Genomic DNA, 21,416 nt, shown 5'->3' with positions numbered 1-21,416 from the left:
TTATGGCAAGCGGGATACACACAGAAAAAACTTTTGAAGCAGCTATCGAGCAATCGCTACTCACTTACGGTGGTTACGTCATAGGGAATTCAGATGATTTTGATGTTAACTTAGGTTTGTTCCCCGGTTACGTCACAGACTTTCTAAAAGCGTCGCAACCTAAAGAATGGATTAAAATTTCAGGCATTCATAAAACGGAAGTCGAGAAAAAGGTAATCCAACGCTTATTAAAGGAATTGGAGTTACGGGGTACACTTGATGTGATACGTAACGGGTTTATTGATTACGGCGTTAAATTTAGGTTGGGTTACTTCAAGCCGGAATCTACACTTAACCCTAATGCTGAGGTCTTGTATAAAACCAATAGATTATCAGTCACCCGGCAGCTGTTTTACGAGCGTAGAGGCAGCAACTCAATTGATATGGTATTATCCCTCAATGGATTGCCAATTGCCACCATAGAGCTTAAAAACCAGTTTACCGGGCAAGACATTACACACGCAAAAAAGCAATACGTGTATGACCGTGAACCGACAGAACCGATATTTCAATTTAAGAAACGGTCGTTAGTACACTTTGCCGTCGATACGGATGAATGTTATATGACCACCAAATTGGATGGTAAACATACCCGTTACCTACCATTTAACAAGGGTAACAACAACGGAGCGGGAAATCCTACAAACTATAATGGTTACCGTACCGCCTACCTTTGGGAATACGTATGGGCGAAGGATAGCATGATGGATATTATCGGTAAGTTCCTTCACCTGAGTTCCGAAGAATTTGAATTTAATGGTGTTACTAAAATAAAGGAAACTATTGTATTCCCACGGTATCACCAAATGGAGGTAGTACGTCAGGTGAGCGCAAACGCCCGTGCGGAGGGGGCGGGTAAGAACTACCTTATCCAACACTCTGCTGGGTCGGGTAAATCAAATTCAATAGCTTGGTTATCTTATCGTCTTTCAAGTATCCATAACGAAGCTAACGAACGAATCTTTGATACGGTAATAGTAATTACCGACAGGAAGGTCCTGGACAACCAACTACAAAACACCATATACCAGTTTGAACACAAACAGGGGGTGGTCCAAAAAATAGATAAAGATTCTCAGCAATTAGCCGATTCCTTAACCGCTGGGTCAAATATCATTATCACGACCCTGCAAAAATTTCCATTCATTTTAGATAAAATTGGCGAGATGTCTAATCGCAAGTACGCAGTCATCATTGATGAAGCGCATAGCAGTCAGGGGGGCGAATCGACAAAAAAGCTAAAAGAAGTATTAGCGGCAAAATCATTGGAAGACGCTGAACAGGAGGATATTTATACAGGTTTAGACGATGATGTAGAAGATGAAATCAGGAAGTCTATGCAAGCTCGTGGACGGCAAACTAACCTTAGTTTTTTCGGTTTCACTGCCACTCCAAAAGCTAAAACGGTAGAGGTTTTCGGTACACCTGATGAGAATGGTAAACCAAAGCCTTTTCACCTTTATTCAATGCGGCAAGCCATTGAAGAAGGTTTTATTTTGGATGTATTAAAGAATTACACTACCTACAAAACATTTTACAAGCTATCCAAACAGATTGATGACGACCCGGACGTACATAAAAAGCAGGCAGCGACAGCAATAGCCCGGTTTTTATCACTACACCCGCATAACTTAGCCCAAAAGACCGAAGTAATGGTTGAACATTTTAGACAAGTTGTATCAAAAAAAATTGGCGGGAAAGCGAAGGCGATGGTTGTTACCAGTTCACGGTTACATGCTGTACGCTACAAAGAAGAATTTGATAAGTATATCGAGAAAAAGGGCTATAATGATATAAAGACCTTAGTAGCATTTTCGGGTAAAGTGATTTATGATATGTTCCCGGATGGTGTTACCGAGGTTGACCTGAACGGCTTTAAGGAAAAAGAATTACCGAAGAAATTTAATACCAGTGAATATCAATTACTGTTAGTTGCAGACAAATACCAAACCGGGTTTGACCAGCCACTATTGCATACGATGTATGTAGATAAGAAATTGTCAGGCGTTAAGGCCGTGCAAACACTATCACGGTTAAATCGAATGTCTGCCGGCAAGGATGATACCTTTGTACTGGACTTTGCTAACGAGACCGAAGAAATACTAAATTCGTTTCAACCGTATTACGAACTGACCACAGTTGAAACCACAACCGACCCGAACCACCTGTACGACTTACAGAATGAAATTAGAAAGGCGCACATAATTTGGGACACCGAAGTCGATAATTTTTGTAACGTATATTTTAAGTCGGCGAGGGCTTTATCAGTAGCGGAGCAAGGTAAGTTATACGCTTACGTTGACCCGGCAGTTGACCGCTACAAGCAATTACCAGTTGAGAGCAGCAAGGATGATGTTATCAATACCGAATCAACGCAGGAAGGCTTTAAAAATACACTTCAATCATTTGTGCGGCTTTATTCATTCCTAACTCAAATTATGCCTTTTACGGATGTGGAGTTGGAAAAACTTTTTACATACGGTAAATTCCTGCTTAAAAAACTACCAAGAAACGCAAACGACCGTTTTCAATTAGGTGACGAAGTATCATTGGAGTATTACCGATTGCAGCGAATCAGCGAAATAAATATCGTAATGGAGCCGCAAGCGGAATATGGTTTGGATGGACAAAACGAAGCGGGTATCCGCATGACTAAAGAAGAAAAGGCGGCACTATCAGAAATTATTGAAGTGCTTAATAAAAGGTTCTCAACCGAATTTAACGATGCTGACAAGCTTTTCTTTGACCAGATTGAAGCTGAGTTGGTCGCCGATAACAAGTTGAGCCTACAGGCTAAAACAAACACCATTGAGAACTTTAAATTTGGTTTTGACGACATCTTCATGGATAAACTTATCTCCCGTATGGAGCAAAACCAAGATATATTTTCCAAGATGATGGACGATAAAGATTTTGGCGGGTTGGTAAAGGATTATATGTTAAAAAAGGTTTACAACAGTTTGAATAAAGCCGGGTAGTTGGTAGCGGTTAAAGCGGTTTTTCAGGTAAAAAATCACGGGGGCTACAATTAAAAATCACAGCAAGTTTATTGATGTGTTCCGTATTATACTTCGCCCGGTGGTGCGGGTTTTCAATGGCGCCGATAAATGAATCTGACACATCCAATTTGATAGCCAAAACAGCTTGCGACATATTTCTATCTTGACGCATTTGCTTCACACGTTCAATTATATAGAGGTCTAAGGCTGATTTCTTGATTTCCGACATTTTCAACCTACAAGGTTGCCGTTTAATCAGCTTCGCAATACCAACACAGGTATTGGTAATCTCGTTTTTGTTTTGTAACTTAGTGTTACAAATTACTTAAATGAACAAGCTGATTTCTTACGTAGTTGGGTTAGCCATAACTATTGCGATAATGTATGTTATCGGTTTTATTATAGCCTGTATTGTTATGGTGGTAGTATTGATTATCAAAACATACATCGCCTACAGAAATTCAAAAGTTCAATTTACAGAATGGGAATATGATAGCGAGTACCCACCTCTTATCAGCACTGTAGATGGAGAACAAATGTTCCAAAATATAAAATGTTATGGAAGATATAATCGGTTTGAGGAAAAGTGGGAATTTAAAAAAGTTGTTGACCCGGTAAAACGCCCGTTGAATGAAGCCAAATCATTAAGTGATAAATATTGGTTAATGTATCGGTAAGGGTTACGTAAGGAGTTGGGTAATGGCAGAACACTTGATTATTAACGAAGATGATTTTGATTATTTTAATCGCTTGGTTAATAGTGCTGTTAGAGACGGCTTCGAAATCGTATCATCAAGTAGTCATTGGGACTACGAACGTAATAAAACAATTTATCATGCTTTGGCAGTTGATAAAAATCCCCAAATCAGATACGAAGAAGATGATGATGATGAAATGGACTACCTTATTCCTGAAACTCCTATCAAACAAGAAAAAAGAATTGAACTATCTACAGTTGAGTATCTGTTAAAATTTGCTACAAAAAAGGATTTAACCGGATTTTGTACCGCAAAGGGAGAGAATGAAATAAAACCCGAATGGGATGAGGATAACCAGCCTTTAAATAGTTTAGGACGTGTTTTTAATCGCCGCCGTGGTTTTTTGTCACTGGCTGCCTTTACAGATGATAATGTTTTATTAATAAATGATTTCCTGTTAAACAGCGGCGAATTACGTGACCTGACTTATAATCTTGAAAATAACAATATCAATTTTAAAGTTATTCATTTCAGCCCGGATGACTTTGACCGGGAATGCGGATTAGTATCGCACTTTGAATATCTCAACCGTATGCAAAAAATACAACAAGAGAAAACTAACGTAAATTTCCTTCAATGGCTTTTTAAGTAAGCGAACTTCGTTTTGTGACGTTTATACAAACCATGCCATTGCAAAAGGCGATACCAACAAACAAGTCATGCAAAACCATTTCAAAGTTGTGTTATTCAGCATAGCGCATCTTGATTCACTTTATCACTACACGTGTGCGGAATTACCGTTTTTAGGAGAAACCATTGAACTTGAAAGGGGGCGGACGTTTTTTACTATAACAGAAACGTTCTTAATGTCAGACCCGAATGATGACTATGCGGCGGCGTATATCCTATGTGGTACGCTGAACGGAAAGCAGTGGAGTGCATCAAATTTTAAGAATTTAAAGCACCGTATCCACCGGACTGTAAATTTAGATATTGAGTTAAATAGCTATGGTAACGTGATATTTCCTGAATCTTTGGACTAAAATTATATGTACCATTATGGTATAAAACTGTACTTTTTAGTACTTTAATTGACGTTAATGATCACCGCCGCCTGGCGGGGATCATTAACATATACAGAATTCAGTATAAAAAACGGATAATTTACCCGACCGACGGGGTGGCAGGTGGGCTTAACCGACAATCAGAGCTAATATTTTCAATTTTTTGTTGGAATAATTCATAAACTCGTCCACATTAATTACTACTTGCTATTACAGCAATTTTATATAACAAGTAGTATTATAATTATATATTTAACAACCTTTATTTTATCGGTCAATTTGTGAACAATAAAACGACATTATTCAAGAATATTATATTCGTTGGTGGAATACATGGGGTTGGCAAAAGTACTATTTGCCACAGGCTGGTAAATGCTCTGAATATCAATTACCTCTCTGCCAGCGAAGTTTTGAAATGGAAGGATATCAATACCGATTTCAAAAACAAGTTAGTAAGTGATATCCCCGACACCCAAGACAGATTATTACGAGGGTTACACAATGTAGTTAACCATGACCATCACTATATTTTAGACGGACATTTTTGCTTATTCAATAAAGATGGGGTTGCAACGAAAGTGCCTTTGAAAACCTTCTCCGCCATCAACCCGATTTACCTCGTTGTAATTGTCGGCGATACGGCGAAGGTTGCAGATGGGCTAAAGAATCGGGACGAAAAAACATACTCTGAAAAATCTTTAGCCTATATGCAAACTATGGAATTGCACTATGCACAAGAAATCTCTACGGAATTAAGCGTGCCACTTTTTGTGTACGATACAAGCCAATCAGACCTGAGTTATAATAAACTACTATCACAGCTACATGAGAGCCTTACTTGATACAAATATTATCATACATCGAGAATCTAACCGCATTCAAAATGAAGGTATTGGCGTACTATTTTATTGGCTGGATAAATTAAAAATTGAAAAGTGTATTCATCCGGCAACAGCAGTAGAGTTAAATAAATATAAAGACAAAGTTGCGAAGGGGGTAATGAATGTGAAAATAGAGAACTATAATACTCTAAAGACTATCGCTCCCTTTGACGATAAAATAAGGAATGTAAGCTCTAAATTTGATAATAATGACAATGACCGAATCGATACGCAAATCTTAAACGAAGTGTACGCAGGGCGGGTCGATATTCTCATAACCGAAGACACTAAAATTCATAATAAGGCGGTCGTTCTTGGCGTTCAAAACAAAGTGTTCAAAATCGATGAATTTATAGATAAGTCTATATCCGAAAATCCCGAATTGATTGATTACAAAGTACTGGCTGTAAAAAAATCTTATTTCGGTTCGCTCAATCTGCAAGACACATTTTTCGATACGTTCCGTGAAGACTACGCCGGTTTTGACAACTGGTTCAATAAAAAAGCAGATGAGATTTGCTATGTCTGCTATAACAATAACATTTTAAGTGCCTTTCTTTATATCAAAGTTGAAGACCAAAGTGAAAACTATTCTGAGATTGCACCAATATTTACTAAAGGAAAAAGATTAAAAATAGGCACGTTTAAGGTTATAAATAACGGTGTAAGAATTGGTGAACGATTTCTCAAAATCGTGTTCGACAACGCCTTAAATAATACTTCTATTGAAGAAATATACGTAACAATTTTTGACAAAAGACCTGAACAAAACAGATTGATTTTAATGCTAAAGGAATGGGGGTTTGTTGAGCATGGCACTAAAAATACAAACAATGGAATTGAACAAGTGTTGGTTAAACCTTTTAGCCGACGGAACCCGGTAAATATTCAAAATCCAAAGCTTACTTTCCCGTTTATTTCAAGAGATTTAAATTTTTATATCGTTAAAATTGAACCGCAATACCATAGCGAATTATTTCCAGATTCAAGATTAAACAATGAATCGCCTTTAGATTTTGTAGAAAGCAAACCGCATAGAAACGGGTTAAGTAAAGTTTACATATCTCATTCTAAAGAAAGAGATTTTAAATCGGGGGATGTTTTAATCTTTTATAGAATTGGAGAGCAGGCACCTAAGATATATTCAAGCACTGTCACAACGATTGGCATTGTTGAAAATATTATAGATTCTATTGCAACATTCGATGATTTTAAGGCAATATGTAGGAAGAAAACTGTTATTTCAGACGAAGATTTAAAAAGCCAATTTTGGGACAAGTACCCCAAATATAGACCGTTTGTTATAAATTTTTTATATGCCCATTCACTGCCGATGCCCAAGCCGACACTTAATGATTTAAACCAATTAGGCATAATACAGGATGTGACTAATATGCCACGTGGTTTTATAAAAATTAATAAAGACCAATTTAACCGCCTTATCAAATTCGCTTATAAAAAATGAAAAGTATTGCTGTATGGTATGAGCCAAAAAACAACTCTATTGAATCGTTAAATGATGTTGAGCTTCACTTCAACCTTTGGAAATTACCTTTGGGTTCATCCCAATATACAAGGTTTATGGACATTGGTATTAAGTTGGACAACACTACTAACATATCAAGGCTGAAAATATATTTTCCATTTAAAATACAGAAAGCAGATTTTACCGACATCGTTGATAAATTTATCAGTAAACCAGATTTGGTCAGTGCAATTTTTAACGAAAACTATAAAACGACATCGGTAGGAATCAGCAAAAATCACCGTATTACAGATTCCAACAATGAATTTGTTTTTAATATTTACGAAACCAGTGATTCTGATGTTGAAATAACAGAGCAGTTTAAGGGGACGGTTATTAACATTAGCTGCCAAGAATCACAAGAGCAAACCTATTTTAGATTTAGAATCAGCGGGAATTACCTACTGAGCCTAAGTGATATTCAAAAGCCGTCTAACGCTGTTGTTCAAAGTGCATTCTCTAAAATTGAACTAATTGATTTTCGGGTTAATGAAGCGAGAGATTTGGATTTAGACCTTTTAGAACGAATTGACCGGGAAAAAGCACTGAAAATTAAAAAAGCACACTTCTTCTTTATATGTTCTTCCAACGAAGATGTTTTAGGGTCACATAAGCCGTATGTTAGCTGTCGAAATTTAGAGAACTACCGTTGGATAGGATACGTAGATGATGACAAATTGAATCCTAATCAAATTTTTCTTGCATACCACTGGACACAAGGCGGCAAGCCGGGAGATGCCAAACAAGACTTTAGCGTACTAATTAAATCTAAATTTGAAAGTAACAATTGGCGAACGATTGCAGTATACATATTAGGTTTAGCCGTATTAGCTATTTTGTTTAACATTGTCAGCCAGCAAATAATCAATTGGATTAGCTGTAAATAACTATATATGAAAGTAGTACTATCTATCAAACCTGAATTCGCATTTAAAATTTTCGACGGTACAAAGCAATTTGAGTTTCGAAAGGCGATATTTAAAAATCCCACCGTAAAAAATATAATCGTTTATGCTTCGTCACCAGTGCAGCAAGTTATTGGTGAGTTTGAGATTGAAGAAATATTGAAATTTGAAAAAAACAAATTGTGGGAATTAACCGCAGAAGCATCCGGAATAACTGAGCATTTCTTTTTTAAGTATTTTGAAGAAAAAGTAGATGGATACGCAATAAAGATAAAAAACACGAAACGTTACAGCACACCTAAATCGTTAAAAAGGGATTTTAATTTGTTACCACCTCAATCATTTGCTTATTATCTGTAATAAAAAAAGCCCTCTGATTTTAATCAGGGGGCTTAATATTCATAATGTGATTAACGTAGTAGCTTTTTCGTTTACCTCATCAACTACACCTCCTGTTAATCGTCTAAATAAATTGAGGTTGTTTTGTTACCGTACTCATAGCCCAATGCTTCCGCTATCAATTCGTTTGAATAAGCCATTCGCTTTGCCAGTGTCGCCTACGTATACCGGGCAACGTAGGTAGTAACATCAAGAATACCACAATCTCCACCGATAACACTAAAGTATTGATATTGGTTTTTATCCATTGAAGTATCAGGTTTGGCGGGCTTTCTTTAGTCAGCGGATGAATACGTTACTAAACCAGTATAAAAGTGCGCCACTCAATGCGCCATAAAGTGCGCCATTTTTACCATGCTGATTAAACAAACCGCTTGGATTTAAAACAAAAAATGCCTATCTTTAAGATAAGCATTTTGAACTCGTTTAGAATGAAAAACCCCTTTATTTGACTTAAAGAGGTCACAAAACCATTCAGCGGAGCTGAAAGGTTTCTTGTGATCCCATTTGGATTCGAACCAAAGACCTACAGATTAGAAATCTGTTGCTCTATCCAGCTGAGCTATAGGACCATCGCATCCTGATTACAAATATACACATGGTTTTGATCCATGGCATATCGTATAATTTTTTGCGGTGCAAATATGCAAAATTATGCTGAAAATAACAATCAATTTGGTAATTGATTTGCTATAAGCTGCTTAACAGCCTGTTAATACAAAACAGGTGCCGGCTTATTTCTGTTTTTTATCTTACTACAAAAACTGTCCGTCCGTCTAAAGGTGTAACCTTTAGACGCTGCCCAATCAATAAAATCACCTATTCGTTGAGCAAAAACTTCGCCTGAGTTTTTTGAAACATAGCCAGGGAACCCGAATTTTTCCTTATCGTGCAGATCGGTAAATTCCCAGGGGTGAAAATACAGGTTCAGATAGCCATCTTTTTTATGTGCTGCCGCACTAATGAGCTTTAACACATACAGCGGTAAATTATGAAAGCTTAACCAAAAAAGCGGAAAACGTATCAGGGGCGAAACCGAAGCCGGGATCTGCAGCACATCATGGTCATAAAACCAGCTTCGGGATTTATTAAAATTGTTGTATCTGCCCGGCAGCCAGGTTGGATTTATGGACGAATTATATTCATAACCGGCTTTTGCAATCTCTGCCTCATCCACCGGCATCATCCGGGCCATCCGAAAACCTGTTACCTCAGTCTCCGAAATATGCTCCAATACCAGCTTTGACTGCCTTAAATGCTCAACTTTAAAATCGGAATGATAATATCCATGCGAAGCTATTTCATGCCCTTCGGCTACCATTCTTTTGATGATTTCTGGCTTATTGACAGCATAATTAGCAGTACAAAAGAAAGTAGCTTTTATATTTTTTTGTTTCAGCAGGCCGAGTATAATATTGGTACCTCTTGTTGAAATTTCAAGCTGCTCATCAAATGATATTGATTTACCGTACTCAAACGGCATATCAAACTCCTCGACATCAAACCCCAATAAAATCATTATCTACAATAACAACGTTTGACGAACGGATAATATAATGCGGGCGATGTTTAGACTGCATAAATATTTTGCCTACATACACTCCAATAACACTCATTATAAGTAACTGAAGGCCGCCAAAAAAGGCTATAGTAGCAACAATTGACGCCCACCCCGAAACCGCATAACCTAAAAAATAACTTACCAGCACGTAAGGAATGTACAAAATAGCCAGTGATGAAAAGAACAAGCCTATCAACGATACAATATAAAGCGGTCTTGCACTGAAGGCTACAATACTGCCTATAGCAAGCCTAACCAGTTTTGAAAAAGAATAGCTTGCCTCGCCGGTATGTCGTTTTGACGGTACATAAGGGATGCCAACTTGCTTATAACCGGCCCATTTAATTATCCCCCTGAAAAAGATCTCGTATTCGTCAATAAGTTTAAGCTGTTTCACTACCTTCTCATCAATCAGCCTGAAATCGGCAGTACCGTTTTCCATCTTGATATCTGATAGCATATTAAGGCCTTTGTAAAACAACTTTGAGGTAACTTTCTGATATCCCTTGCCGTGTGGATTTTCACCTTCACGATAGGTGTAAACAATATCATAGCCATTTTCCCAAAGCTTTAACATCTTCAGGATCAGTTGCGGTGGGTGCTGCAAATCGGCATCCATCGTTATTACGGCATTGCCCTGGGCCATTGCAATACCCGCTTTAAGGGCGTAATCTTTACCAAAGTTGCGTGAAAGCTCTACATAAAAAACATTAGGATGCAGCTCGGCACTGATCTTTAATTCATTTAAAGTGTTATCACGGCTGCCATCGTCAACAAAAATCAGCTCATAGGCGTATCCTGTGGGCAAAAGTGTTTCACGAAGTTGCTCAATTAAATAACTAATGTTTTTTTCTTCGTTATGGGAGGGTATAACAATAGAGATCTTTTTATCAGCAGGGTATATCATAGTTATACTATGGAAATTTTTAATTGTAACAGGCGGTATAATATTAAAAGCTTATATTTGATTGCATTTTCACTCTGAAATGACCTTACGATTAATTGCTACAAAACGTAACTGTCATGATCAGTTTTAACAAAAAAGATGCAAAAGACCCTAAATGCAACTTTCTTGTTACAAACATAATTAATAATTATTTATTAATCTGCAAATTTTTCTGATTTTACAGCAAAAAATAGTCATTCACGGTTTATTTTATACCTGGCTCCTTTTAAACCGTTGCCGGGCTTAATACACTTTCTTTTTCTTTGACAAAATCTCTGGTAAGTGTTTCGTAAATTATTTTAAGCCAGATCAAAAAACAGGGTATCGATTTCAATTTATAAGGAACGATATATTGTGTGCGGATAAAGGATGGAAAAAGATCGGAAGGGGAAAGACTGGTTATTAACAATGCTAAAACCAGCAGAAAAATCTCAAAGCCGGTTACCGGTCGGTTCAAATTCATAAACCAAACGGCTACCCCAACAAAAGCGATAATGTAGGTTGATGACTCGGCCGAACTGCTGAAGATCACTGCGAAGATTAGCACCGACGAAAGGATCAGCCGCTGATATTCCAAAACCTTATAGGCTCCAATGCGAAGGTACGACAGGGCAAACAGCACCAGTGCCGGCCCTATCACATACATATTCTTAAGGTTATCATAATGAAAAACCCTGCGGATAAAACCCGTAACACAAATTTCCTGCATGTATGATTGCTGGTTATCCGAATTTTTGACTACCAGGTCAGCATACCAGTCATGATAAGTTTGTATGATAAACGAGGGAGATGAAATAGACATCGGCAATACAAACAACACTGCCGACCAGAATATAAAACTTAGCATAAACTTTGGTTTGTTGGCCGAAAAGAAAAAGAAAGCCAGTCCCACTATACCGTACAGCTTTATAAATGCGCCAAGCGCTATCATTAGCGCCGCCCAAAAATCCTTCTCCCGCTTTATAAAATTAAAACTTAATATGATCAGCGCCGCTATCATAGGATTACTTTGCACATTGGCCGATGCTGTCATCAGCTCATGAGCGCACAACAAAAGCACAATAACGTATTGATCGTTTTTCAATGGCAAGAGTTGGATGGCTTTAAACAGGATGAAGGCATTGAACAACACCCATAAAATAACCCCGATACTATCAGGCAGAATAGCGAATGGTGCCATGATTATGGAAAATATCGGCCCATAGTGGTTCAGGTCGTAATAATGCTCAGGCTGATAAGCGTACAGGTTATGCTGATGAATGGTATTTAAAAAGTTATATTTAAATATGGTGTAATTGTTAAACCCCTGGTGGGCTAAAACGCCTTTAATGACCAAAAATAGACTTAGGCCAAACCATAAAGAATAAACAAAGGGTTTGTTGGTGATAAGCTTAGCAAGTTTTTGCACGGATTAGGAATCGTTAAATTTATGCGAAGATATAAATACGTCACACAATTATTACAAATCCAGAAATTAACTTGTGCTATGTTATCTTTGACAAAACCCAATCATTACCATGAATTCAAACCTCTCCCCCATTAATCATAATCCCGATCGCCGTAAGTTCATCGGTCAGTTAAGTGCCTTAGCAGGTACTGCTGCGTTATTATCAGCTCCTTTTGCTGCAGATGCAATCACCCTTGTTAAGCATGATGAAAATATTACCGTAGGGCAAATTATCGACCTGTTTATGAAACAGGTGCCCGGTGCCCCGTTCCCCAACACAGTGGATACCTTAAAATCGGGCAACCGCGATATTGTAGTTACCGGCATAGTTACCACCATGTTTGCTACTATCGGCGTAATTGAAAAGGCTATCAGCTTAGGTGCTAATTTTATTATAGCGCATGAGCCCACTTTTTATAACCATGCCGATGAAACAACCTGGCTGGCCAATGATGATGTATACCTGTATAAAAAGCAATTGCTTGATAAGCACAACATAGCCGTTTGGCGCAACCATGATACCATACACAGCCTTAAACCCGATGGTGTTGGCATTGGCTTGCTAAAGCAGCTTGATTGGGTAAGCTATTACAAACCCGAAACAGGAAACCTGTTAACCATCCCTTCTACCTCCTTAAGTTCGCTTATCGAAACACTGAAAAAAAAATTAAAAATTGAGAAGGTACGATACATAGGCAATCCATCACAAAGCTGCCAAAAGGTGCTGCTGTTGCCCGGAGCTGCAGGCGGTAAAAGGCAGATCACTGAAATGAGTACAAAAAAGCCCGACGTACTCATCTGCGGTGAAATTTCGGAATGGGAAACTGCCGAATATGTAAGGGATGCCCAGGCCAAAGGCGATAAACTATCGTTAATTGTATTGGGCCATATTGCCAGCGAAGAACCGGGCTCCGAATTTATGATAGGCTGGCTAAAACAAAACGTGCCCGGCATTAAAGCAACTCACATTCATCCGGGCAATTCACTATCCTTCATGTAATGCAAAAGCCACGTTTTAGCATTTAATAAAGCCAATATTTTGCTAAATAATGTAACATTACGTACAATTGTAAATTACTCTGTTTTTAATTGTAAAGGGAAACTGCTTATCTGTAAACTTTACATTTAAAAAAGATATAGTTGACCTGATTAATTATTGATAACATTGGTGCGAAAGTGCCATTTAAAGTTTAATTTATATTAAAAAGTAGCTGTAATTTAAGTAAAAATCGCAATTTTCAATTTTTGAAATACAAAGTGTTTTTTTTACAATAAGTTAATCCTACTTTTAACCGATTTTTAAAAAAACAAAAATTTATGATCATAATTGCTGACGGTGGCTCAACCAAAACAAATTGGTGCCTGGTTACCGAAGAGGGAAAAAAAGTTTACTTTAATACCGAGGGTTATAACCCATACTTTTCAAGTACAGAGTATATTATACAATCACTGAACGAAAGCTTGCCTACCGATCTTGAAAAAAACCTGATCACCGAGGTTAATTACTACGGTGCAGGTTGTTCAACCCCCGAAATGCGTAAGATTGTTGAGGAAGCCATGAAAGTGGTTTTCGCCGGCGCAAAGGTTAACATCGGTCATGACCTGCTGGCTGCTGCCCGTGCTTTGCTTGGCAACACCGAAGGTTTTGCTGCTATATTAGGTACCGGAACCAACACCTGCATTTATGATGGTAAAGAAGTGATACACAATATCGATTCAGGTGCATACATCCTGGGTGATGAAGGCAGTGGTTGCTACATTGGCAAAAAATTATTGACCGATTATTTACGCGGATACATGCCTGAGCCTGTGCGTGCCCTTTTCTGGGAAACTTACAAGCTTACTCCTGATGATATTAACGAGCAGGTTTACACCCAACCCCGCGCTAACCGTTTTTGCGCAAGCTTCAGCAAATTTGTTTACGATAATAACGTACACATTGAATACTCACGCAACCTGGTACGTACCTCGTTCGAAGATTTTTTCCGCAACCTGGTAACCCACTACCCTGATTATCAAAAATATACTTTCAACTGCATTGGTTCCGTAGGTTACAATTTCCGTAACGTGCTGGAAGAAGTAGTTACCGAAAATGGCATGGTTGTTGGCAACATCATCCGCTCACCTATAGATAACCTGGTGAAATACCATTTGGAATTAGCACCTTCTTCTTTATAAGAAGAGAGTCAAGAAATAAAGACGTCAAGAATCAAGACCTAAGAAGTTAAGATTTTACGATAAAAGAAAGGGCTGGAAGATTTTCCGGCCCTTTTCTTTTTAGTATTCTCTAACAAATCATCAGATAACGTTGTCGTCCGTCCGTATACCTGTGTCACCGTACTTACGGACAATGTACGGACGCGGCTCTCTCCTCCCCGTCATTGCGAGGCACGAAGCAATCGCGAACTGTACAGGGGGATTTGCATAACCCCTCTGCAAACCGGGGATTGCTTCGTGCCTCGCAATGACGGTTTGGAGAAGATGTAAAAAAGAAAAAGGTTGGAAAATCTCCCAACCCCTTCTTTTATATCAAACTTCTTGATTCCTGAATCTTGACTTCCTGCTTCTACCTCACACCAAATTCATCTCTCCCTGAAAAATCTTGCCGTACTTGCGTTTATCAAATTTGTAGAGTTTGGCTGCGCGGTATGATACCCCTTTCTGCTTCTCATCCAGTTCCTTCAAAAAGCCGTAGCTCAGCATTTTTTTGCGAAAGTTACGTTTATCCAGCTTTTTATCTAAAACAGCCTCATAAAGCGACTGTAATTGTGTAAGGGTAAATTTCTCGGGCAGTAATTCAAACGCTATTGGCTGATAGTGCAGGCGGCGCTTTATTTTATTGAAGCCTGTTTTAAAGATCTCACTGTGGTCAAACGCAAGTTTAGGCAGTTCGCTTACCGGGTGCCAGAACGCCTTTTTAGCATATTGCGTAACCGGACGCAACTCTTTTTGCCCGTTTATACGGATCAATGCATAGTAAGCAACCGTAATTACACGGCCCTGGGGGTGACGGTTCACCTCGCCAAAAGTATGAAACTGCTGCATGTGCAAATCACGTAAACCTGTAAGTTCATACAGGATCCGCTCGGCAGCATCGTCAATACTCTCGTCCTGCTCAACAATATAGCCGGGCAGTGCAAGCCAGTCTTTATATGGCTCCTCGTTTCGCTCAATAAGCAAAATTTTAAGCTCGCCGGCTTCAAAGCCGAATATCACGCAGTCAATCGAGAATACGGAATCAAACTTGGGTAACATTAGTTCCAAACTATTAGTGAGATTTAGTTAATAAGTTTAAATATATAGCCTTAATTCCTAATCCAAAAAAAAATAAATAAAATTTAATGGTGTAATCTACACACACTATCTTCGTAGCGTAAAATTAAGGAGCGAAAGATGCGTAAAATTTCAAAAATAGGGGTTTTAACTTCAGGTGGTGATGCCCCCGGAATGAACCCTTGTATACGTGCTGTTGTGAGGACCGCACTGTATAACGGGCTGGAAGTTGTAGGTGTAAGGCAGGGTTATAAAGGCCTTATCGAAAACGACATGTATGAAATGGATAAACGCTCGGTAAGTAACATCCTTAATTTAGGCGGCACAATTTTAAAAACCGCACGCTGTTTGCCTTTCAAAACCGACGAAGGCATGGAGATAGCGTATCAGAATGCCAAAGCCCGTGGTATTGACGCCCTTGTGGTTATTGGCGGCGATGGTACTTTTACCGGCGCCCTGCGCTTTTCACGTAAGTATCCCGACATTGCCGTAATGGGCGTACCGGGTACCATTGATAACGACCTTTGTGGTTCAACCTATACCCTGGGTTTTGATACAGCTACCAATACGGTTATCCAGGCTATTGATAAAATCCGCGATACTGCCGATGCGCATGACCGCCTTTTCTTTATTGAGGTAATGGGCCGCGATTCGGGCGCTATTGCTTTGCGTGCAGGTATCTCATGCGGCGCCGAGGCTATTTTACTGCCCGAGCGCGCTACCGCTATTGACGATTTGATCGTTAACCTTAAAGAGGGGCACATGAACAAAAAATCATCGAGCATTGTAATTGTTGCCGAAGGCGACAAAAACGGCGGTGTTTATGACGTGGCAAAGGCTGTACAACAAGAAGTTAAAAATTACGATATAAAAGTTACTATCTTAGGCCACTTGCAACGGGGCGGCGCACCGTCAAGCTTTGACCGTATTTTGGGCAGCAGGCTTGGCTTTGCAGCAGTTAATGCTTTGGTTGCCGGCGAATCACAAAAAATGGTAGGTTTGCAGGCCAACCAGATCATGATGACAGACCTGGAAGCAGCACTTAACCAGCATGAGTTTAAGCTTGAAGAAGACCTTTTACAAATGATGGATATATTATCGATATAAAAGATTAATGATTGCAGTTGTTTATAGCGGATCGTACTTTGCACATTGGAGGCTTACTGATAAGGGAAGAACTGTTGCTTCCTTTAAAACCAATGGTATAAATCCCTATTTTAACGACGAAAAGCATATCCTTCAGCTGCTCAACAAAAACATCAATCTTATACACCACGCCGAAGTAATCAGGCGCATCTACTTTTTTGGCGCGGGCGCCTCGTCAGATGAGCGAAAGAAGATAGTTCATAGCGCTTTTTCAACCTTTTTCAAGTTCGGAAAAGTTTCTGTTGAGCATGACATTGCCGGAGCGGCTATAGCCTGCTGTAAAAACGAACCCGGCATTGTGAGCATTTGCGGCAGCGGCAGCAATGCCGCCTGGTACGATGGAAGAAGAGTTTGGCCAAACAATTACGGCCTGGGTTATATCCTTGCCGATGAGGGCTCGGGCAACTGGCTGGGCAGGCAGCTCATCAAAGAATTTATGAACGATACCCTGCCCCCATCGATCCGTAAAAAGTTTATCCATAAATATGATGCCGATCGTAAAAACCTGCTCGAAAAGGTTTACCGGCAAAAACAACCGGCTTTATTTTTAAGCTCATTTACCGATTTTTACCTCGATAACAAGAGCGATCATCATCTGCAAAACGTCATAAAAAAAGGATTTAGCAAGCTAATTTCTACATATTTGTTACCTTTATATCAGCAACACCCGGGTACGTCTGTGCACTTTGCAGGATCTGTTGCTTTTAATTTTCAGGAACACTTATATGAAGCTGCCGCCGAAGCTGATCTGCAAATCACTAACATAATTAAAGAACCCATAAATAATTTATTAACCTACTATTCAAGTAAAAATTAAAAATCATGAAAATAGGAATTAACGGTTTCGGCCGTATTGGCCGCCTGGCATTCAGGGCTGCAATTGAAAGACCAGACATTGAAGTTGTTGGTATTAATGACCTTGTTGAGCCAGATTACATGGCTTACATGTTAAAATACGATTCAACTCACGGTCAGTTCAAAGGTACTATTGCTGTTGAAGGCGGTCATTTGGTTGTTAACGGTAAAACCATCCGCGTTACTGCCGAAAAAGACCCTGCTAACCTTAAATGGAACGAAGTAGGTGCTGAGGTTGTAATCGAATCAACCGGTTTGTTCTTAACTCAGGAAACTGCTCAAAAACACATCGATGCCGGTGCTAAAAAAGTAGTTATGAGCGCCCCTGCAAAAGATGATACCCCTACATTTGTAATGGGTGTTAACCACAAAGCGTTAAAAGCCGATCAAAACATCGTTTCAAACGCTTCATGTACCACCAACTGTTTAGCACCTATCGCTAAAGTATTGGATGATAACTTTGGTATCGAAGAAGGCTTAATGACTACTGTACACGCTGTTACTGCAACTCAAAAAACAGTTGACGGCCCATCGGCAAAAGACTGGAGAGGTGGCCGTGGTGCTTACCAAAACATCATCCCTTCATCAACAGGTGCCGCTAAAGCAGTTGGTTTAGTTTTACCTCAGTTAAAAGGTAAATTAACAGGTATGTCATTACGCGTACCAGTTGCCGACGTATCTGTAGTTGACTTAACTGTACGTTTGAAAAAAGGTGCATCTTACGAAGCCATCAAAGCAGCTATGAAAGCAGCATCTGAAGGCGAATTAAAAGGCATCCTTGGTTACACTGAAGACGAAGTTGTATCTGAAGACTTTAAAGGCGATGCACGTACATCAATTTTTGATGCCAAAGCAGGTATCGGTCTGAATGAAAACTTTGTTAAAGTTGTATCCTGGTACGATAACGAGTGGGGTTACTCAAACAAACTGATCGACCTTGTTCAGGAAATTGGCAAATTATAATTGCTGATTTTTCAGATCATATAAAAACGCCCTTCGGTTATCCGAAGGGCGTTTTTTTGTATATTTTAGTCCATAAAACCAAACCCCAATATGATAGATGATACACTATTGAAAACGATTGATGATGCGCACATAATTGCTAAAAAAGCTCAACAAAATAAAGAGCTCGATTTGTATATAGATATTTTTGCCGATGACCTGCAATACAAACAACTCAATGGCAAAACCATCGGAAAGAAACAATTGGCAGCCGACGTTAAACGTTATTTTAACAGGGTAAAAAGCTTTTCAAGCAATTATCGCAGAACTGAATTTAGTTTTTCAGAAGGTAAAGTTACAGAGCGGTTAACACAGTATAGCGAGGTTTCAATCCGTGTATTTATTTTCTTCACAAAAAAATGGACTGTTGAAAGAGAAGGTATTTATGAGTGGAAAATGATTAAAGACAGTTGGAAAATTTTCAACGTTGAGGTTTTAAACGAACGAATCTATTGATCCTGTAATTTACTGCGGGCTACACCATCGTTAAAATCCCTCCCACGGATTGCTATTAAAAAATCCGAAATTGAACATCTGAAATCCCAAATCACAATAATGGCGTTCCCGTTAGCTAACGGGCCTGGCTTTACGTTGCAAGTCCTCGCCTTTCCTGCCCGCAATTCCTACACAGGCTGTGGGCTTTACACTGCGATTCCTAACGCGGCCTGTGCTCAAGCCCGTTTTCCGCCGTCCGTATACCTGTGTTACTGTATTTAAGGACGGGTGGCGGACGGGGGCCCGTGACTTTGATACTCGCGCCTAAACGGGCACCGATTGTAGGCTTGAAAGCTCATTGCCTCATGCCATTTTAATTAGCTTATACATCTATATTAAATAAGTGAAAATAAGATAATTAAATCATTTCACCTCTCATATAGTCTTATTTTTTTCAATCCAAAACTCATTTATTAAGAAACTATTAGTTTAAAACATTCTTCAATACAAACCACTTATTCAACATATTACCCAGTAAATAGCTTACATCGTAAGTTTATTAACCATACATTAATGTATATTTTCAATTAAATACAATACTTAAATATTTTTTTCTTTATTTCGCGGCACATTAATAATAATTATTATGATTAAAAATCTAAACCTTAAAGTTTTATTAGCAGGGATGTTCATTACCTCTGCCTCTATGCTAACAAGTTGCAAGAAAGAGCTTGCACTGGTACCTGAAACAAATGAAAAACCTTCAAAACTGGCTACCCGTGATGCAGGGGTTGGTCCTTACGACCTGCTGGGTTTTGGCTATGATGTAACCGGCGAATATGCAAGTTCAAACTCAACTACTTATCAGGTTGTAGACATCGCTAAGATAGCTCTGGCAGAGCCAAACAGGTTCGTTACCGATTTGAATGTAACGCAGTATTTTGAATCCCATTCAGGCTCGACAGCAGAAGATTATTCACAAAACCTTTCTTATTCAACAGGTGCTTCCTTAACAGTTGGTGCATTTAGTGGTACGATCAATGAAAAGTTCCGTGAATTTGGTTCTTTATCTTCAAAATATTCTTATGCTGATGCTTCAATGTTGATCAGGCAAAAGCGACTTAAATTTGATGCCCCTTTAAGTTTGATAAAATCCAGCTATCTAACCCCTGTGTTTAAATCAGATGTGAACAGTATGACCGCTCAGCAACTTGTGACGAAGTATGGTACGCACGTTTTAACAGACATAATTTTAGGTGCTAAGTTAAGTTTATATTACCGCTCTCAAACCACAATTAAAGACAGGGCTTTATCGGCAAAAGCTGGAGCTGAAGCAAAAGGATTATTTGGAATTTTTGGTGCTTCAACCAGCATAGCTTATCAAGATTCATTGATAAACTCAAACTTTGATCAAACCCTGCGCTATGAAACTGTTGGAGGGGATGGCAGCAAGGGATTGCTTTTAGGTGATATGAAGCCGCTTGAATCAACTCCGGCCGTAAATATAGGCAACTGGCAAAGCAGCTGTACTCGTGAAAATGCAGCGTTTATTCAATTAGGTAACAGTTCAACAAATCTCATTTTGTTATCTGATCTTATTGATGACCCGACTAAAAGTACAGCTGTTAAAAATTACATTAATCAATATTTAGCAAACAAGCATGTTCACCTTTCAAATACTTTGGCTACCGTAAAATCAAGTACCTTTTACAATATTTTTTTAAGGCTTAACGGTGAAAATTTTGTTTCAAACACGGATGGTAGCGGTGTGGTTAATTGCCAGTATACAGCAAGTGCTTTTGAAAAAGTATTATTTGCAAAACAAGCCGACGGGACCTATACTATAGAATCAAATCGTTTTCCTGGATTATTTTTAAGAATGGATGGACGAAATGTGCCTAATAATAATGATGGAGGAGGAGTTGTAAACCTACAGAACGGTGCTTCAGATTACGAAAAATTCAAAATAATCAAACAAAGCAACGGCACCTATGTAATACAATCTGCCAAATTCGGTACATATTTAAGAATGGATGCCCGTGGATTTACTTCTTCTAACAATAGCGGCGGAGGTATAGTTAATTGCAAGTCTGGATCAACAGTACCTGGAGGATGGGAAACTTTTGTGATAACTCCTGATCTTTACTAACCCTTAAAAGAAATATTTTTTAAGCAAAGAGGCTGTTTCCTAATATTGGAGACAGCCTTTTTGCTTTTTAAAAACGGCTGCCTCAAGCGTTC

General features: G+C 38.8%; 20 protein-coding genes and 1 tRNA gene. 15 read left to right on the top strand and 6 right to left on the bottom strand.

All coding sequences use genetic code 11. The features are described 5' to 3' along the window. The first annotated feature begins 2 nt into the window (after positions 1–2). The gene (locus SNE26_RS02235; protein ID WP_321557751.1) at positions 3–3,017 is read left to right on the top strand and encodes a DEAD/DEAH box helicase family protein; all 3,015 of its coding nucleotides are present in this window, start codon (positions 3–5) and stop codon (positions 3,015–3,017) included. 10 nt (positions 3,018–3,027) lie between these two features. On the opposite strand, the gene SNE26_RS02230 is transcribed toward SNE26_RS02235, so the two are convergent. Then, positions 3,028–3,267, bottom strand: a complete 240-nt coding sequence (locus tag SNE26_RS02230) for a helix-turn-helix transcriptional regulator (protein WP_321557750.1) — start codon at positions 3,265–3,267, stop codon at positions 3,028–3,030. A 100-nt stretch (positions 3,268–3,367) separates the two neighbouring features. On the opposite strand from SNE26_RS02230, the gene SNE26_RS02225 reads away from it, so the two are divergent. From SNE26_RS02225 to SNE26_RS02195, 7 genes are all read left to right on the top strand, one after another. After that, a complete protein-coding gene (locus SNE26_RS02225) occupies positions 3,368–3,715 on the top strand; it encodes a hypothetical protein (RefSeq protein ID WP_321557749.1) in 348 nt (115 codons plus the stop codon). A gap of 22 nt (positions 3,716–3,737) precedes the next feature. Next, a complete protein-coding gene (locus tag SNE26_RS02220) occupies positions 3,738–4,388 on the top strand; it encodes a hypothetical protein (RefSeq protein ID WP_321557748.1) in 651 nt (216 codons plus the stop codon). A gap of 67 nt (positions 4,389–4,455) precedes the next feature. Then, positions 4,456–4,779, top strand: coding sequence for a hypothetical protein (locus SNE26_RS02215; protein ID WP_321557747.1), 324 nt, complete (start codon positions 4,456–4,458; stop codon positions 4,777–4,779). 302 nt (positions 4,780–5,081) lie between these two features. Next, entirely contained in the window at positions 5,082–5,642 is a 561-nt protein-coding gene (locus SNE26_RS02210) for an ATP-binding protein (RefSeq protein ID WP_321557746.1), read from the top strand. Next, entirely contained in the window at positions 5,626–7,146 is a 1,521-nt protein-coding gene (locus tag SNE26_RS02205; RefSeq protein ID WP_321557745.1) for a PIN domain-containing protein, read from the top strand. The genes SNE26_RS02210 and SNE26_RS02205 overlap by 17 nt, the downstream gene beginning before the upstream one ends. Then, positions 7,143–8,093, top strand: a complete 951-nt coding sequence (locus SNE26_RS02200) for a hypothetical protein (RefSeq protein ID WP_321557744.1) — start codon at positions 7,143–7,145, stop codon at positions 8,091–8,093. The genes SNE26_RS02205 and SNE26_RS02200 overlap by 4 nt, the downstream gene beginning before the upstream one ends. A 6-nt stretch (positions 8,094–8,099) precedes the next feature. Further along, a complete protein-coding gene (locus SNE26_RS02195; RefSeq protein ID WP_321557743.1) occupies positions 8,100–8,471 on the top strand; it encodes an ASCH domain-containing protein in 372 nt (123 codons plus the stop codon). A 537-nt stretch (positions 8,472–9,008) separates the two neighbouring features. Here SNE26_RS02195 and SNE26_RS02190 read toward each other — a convergent pair. From SNE26_RS02190 to SNE26_RS02175, 4 genes are all read right to left on the bottom strand, one after another. Next, positions 9,009–9,082: transfer RNA gene (locus SNE26_RS02190), tRNA-Arg, on the bottom strand. Positions 9,083–9,222: 140 nt separating this feature from the next. Continuing rightward, positions 9,223–10,029, bottom strand: coding sequence for a polysaccharide deacetylase family protein (locus tag SNE26_RS02185; protein WP_321557742.1), 807 nt, complete (start codon positions 10,027–10,029; stop codon positions 9,223–9,225). Further along, a complete protein-coding gene (locus SNE26_RS02180; protein ID WP_321557741.1) occupies positions 10,010–10,978 on the bottom strand; it encodes a glycosyltransferase family 2 protein in 969 nt (322 codons plus the stop codon). The genes SNE26_RS02185 and SNE26_RS02180 overlap by 20 nt, the downstream gene beginning before the upstream one ends. Before the next feature lie 265 nt (positions 10,979–11,243). Next, the gene (locus SNE26_RS02175; protein WP_321557740.1) at positions 11,244–12,425 is read right to left on the bottom strand and encodes a glycosyltransferase family 87 protein; all 1,182 of its coding nucleotides are present in this window, start codon (positions 12,423–12,425) and stop codon (positions 11,244–11,246) included. 109 nt (positions 12,426–12,534) lie between these two features. Here SNE26_RS02175 and SNE26_RS02170 point away from each other — a divergent pair, with 109 nt between their 5' ends. Together SNE26_RS02170 and SNE26_RS02165 are read left to right on the top strand one after the other, a co-directional pair. Next, positions 12,535–13,464, top strand: coding sequence for a Nif3-like dinuclear metal center hexameric protein (locus SNE26_RS02170; protein ID WP_321557739.1), 930 nt, complete (start codon positions 12,535–12,537; stop codon positions 13,462–13,464). 317 nt (positions 13,465–13,781) lie between these two features. Then, entirely contained in the window at positions 13,782–14,642 is an 861-nt protein-coding gene (locus SNE26_RS02165; protein WP_321557738.1) for an N-acetylglucosamine kinase, read from the top strand. A gap of 393 nt (positions 14,643–15,035) precedes the next feature. On the opposite strand, the gene SNE26_RS02160 is transcribed toward SNE26_RS02165, so the two are convergent. Then, positions 15,036–15,728 (bottom strand): NUDIX domain-containing protein, encoded by a 693-nt coding sequence (locus tag SNE26_RS02160; protein ID WP_371328320.1) that lies wholly within the window; start codon positions 15,726–15,728, stop codon positions 15,036–15,038. Between the two features lie 129 nt (positions 15,729–15,857). Between SNE26_RS02160 and pfkA the strand changes: the two genes are divergently transcribed. The 5 genes from pfkA (at position 15,858) to SNE26_RS02135 (ending at position 21,324) form a co-directional block, all read left to right on the top strand. Next, positions 15,858–16,844, top strand: coding sequence for a 6-phosphofructokinase (gene pfkA / locus SNE26_RS02155; protein ID WP_321557737.1), 987 nt, complete (start codon positions 15,858–15,860; stop codon positions 16,842–16,844). A gap of 7 nt (positions 16,845–16,851) precedes the next feature. Continuing rightward, positions 16,852–17,700 (top strand): hypothetical protein, encoded by an 849-nt coding sequence (locus SNE26_RS02150; protein WP_321557736.1) that lies wholly within the window; start codon positions 16,852–16,854, stop codon positions 17,698–17,700. 5 nt (positions 17,701–17,705) lie between these two features. Next, complete coding sequence (gene gap, locus SNE26_RS02145; protein ID WP_321557735.1) at positions 17,706–18,701, top strand: type I glyceraldehyde-3-phosphate dehydrogenase; 996 nt, start codon at positions 17,706–17,708, stop codon at positions 18,699–18,701. A 90-nt stretch (positions 18,702–18,791) separates the two neighbouring features. Then, positions 18,792–19,196, top strand: a complete 405-nt coding sequence (locus SNE26_RS02140) for a hypothetical protein (protein ID WP_321557734.1) — start codon at positions 18,792–18,794, stop codon at positions 19,194–19,196. A 625-nt stretch (positions 19,197–19,821) separates the two neighbouring features. Beyond that, positions 19,822–21,324, top strand: a complete 1,503-nt coding sequence (locus SNE26_RS02135) for an MAC/perforin domain-containing protein (RefSeq protein ID WP_321557733.1) — start codon at positions 19,822–19,824, stop codon at positions 21,322–21,324. Positions 21,325–21,416 lie beyond the last annotated feature (92 nt).

The organism is Mucilaginibacter sp. cycad4 (assembly GCF_034263275.1).
Lineage (GTDB): Bacteria > Bacteroidota > Bacteroidia > Sphingobacteriales > Sphingobacteriaceae > Mucilaginibacter.
The sequence above is the reverse complement of the archived record's forward strand: the minus strand, read 5'-3'. Positions and strand labels throughout refer to the sequence as shown.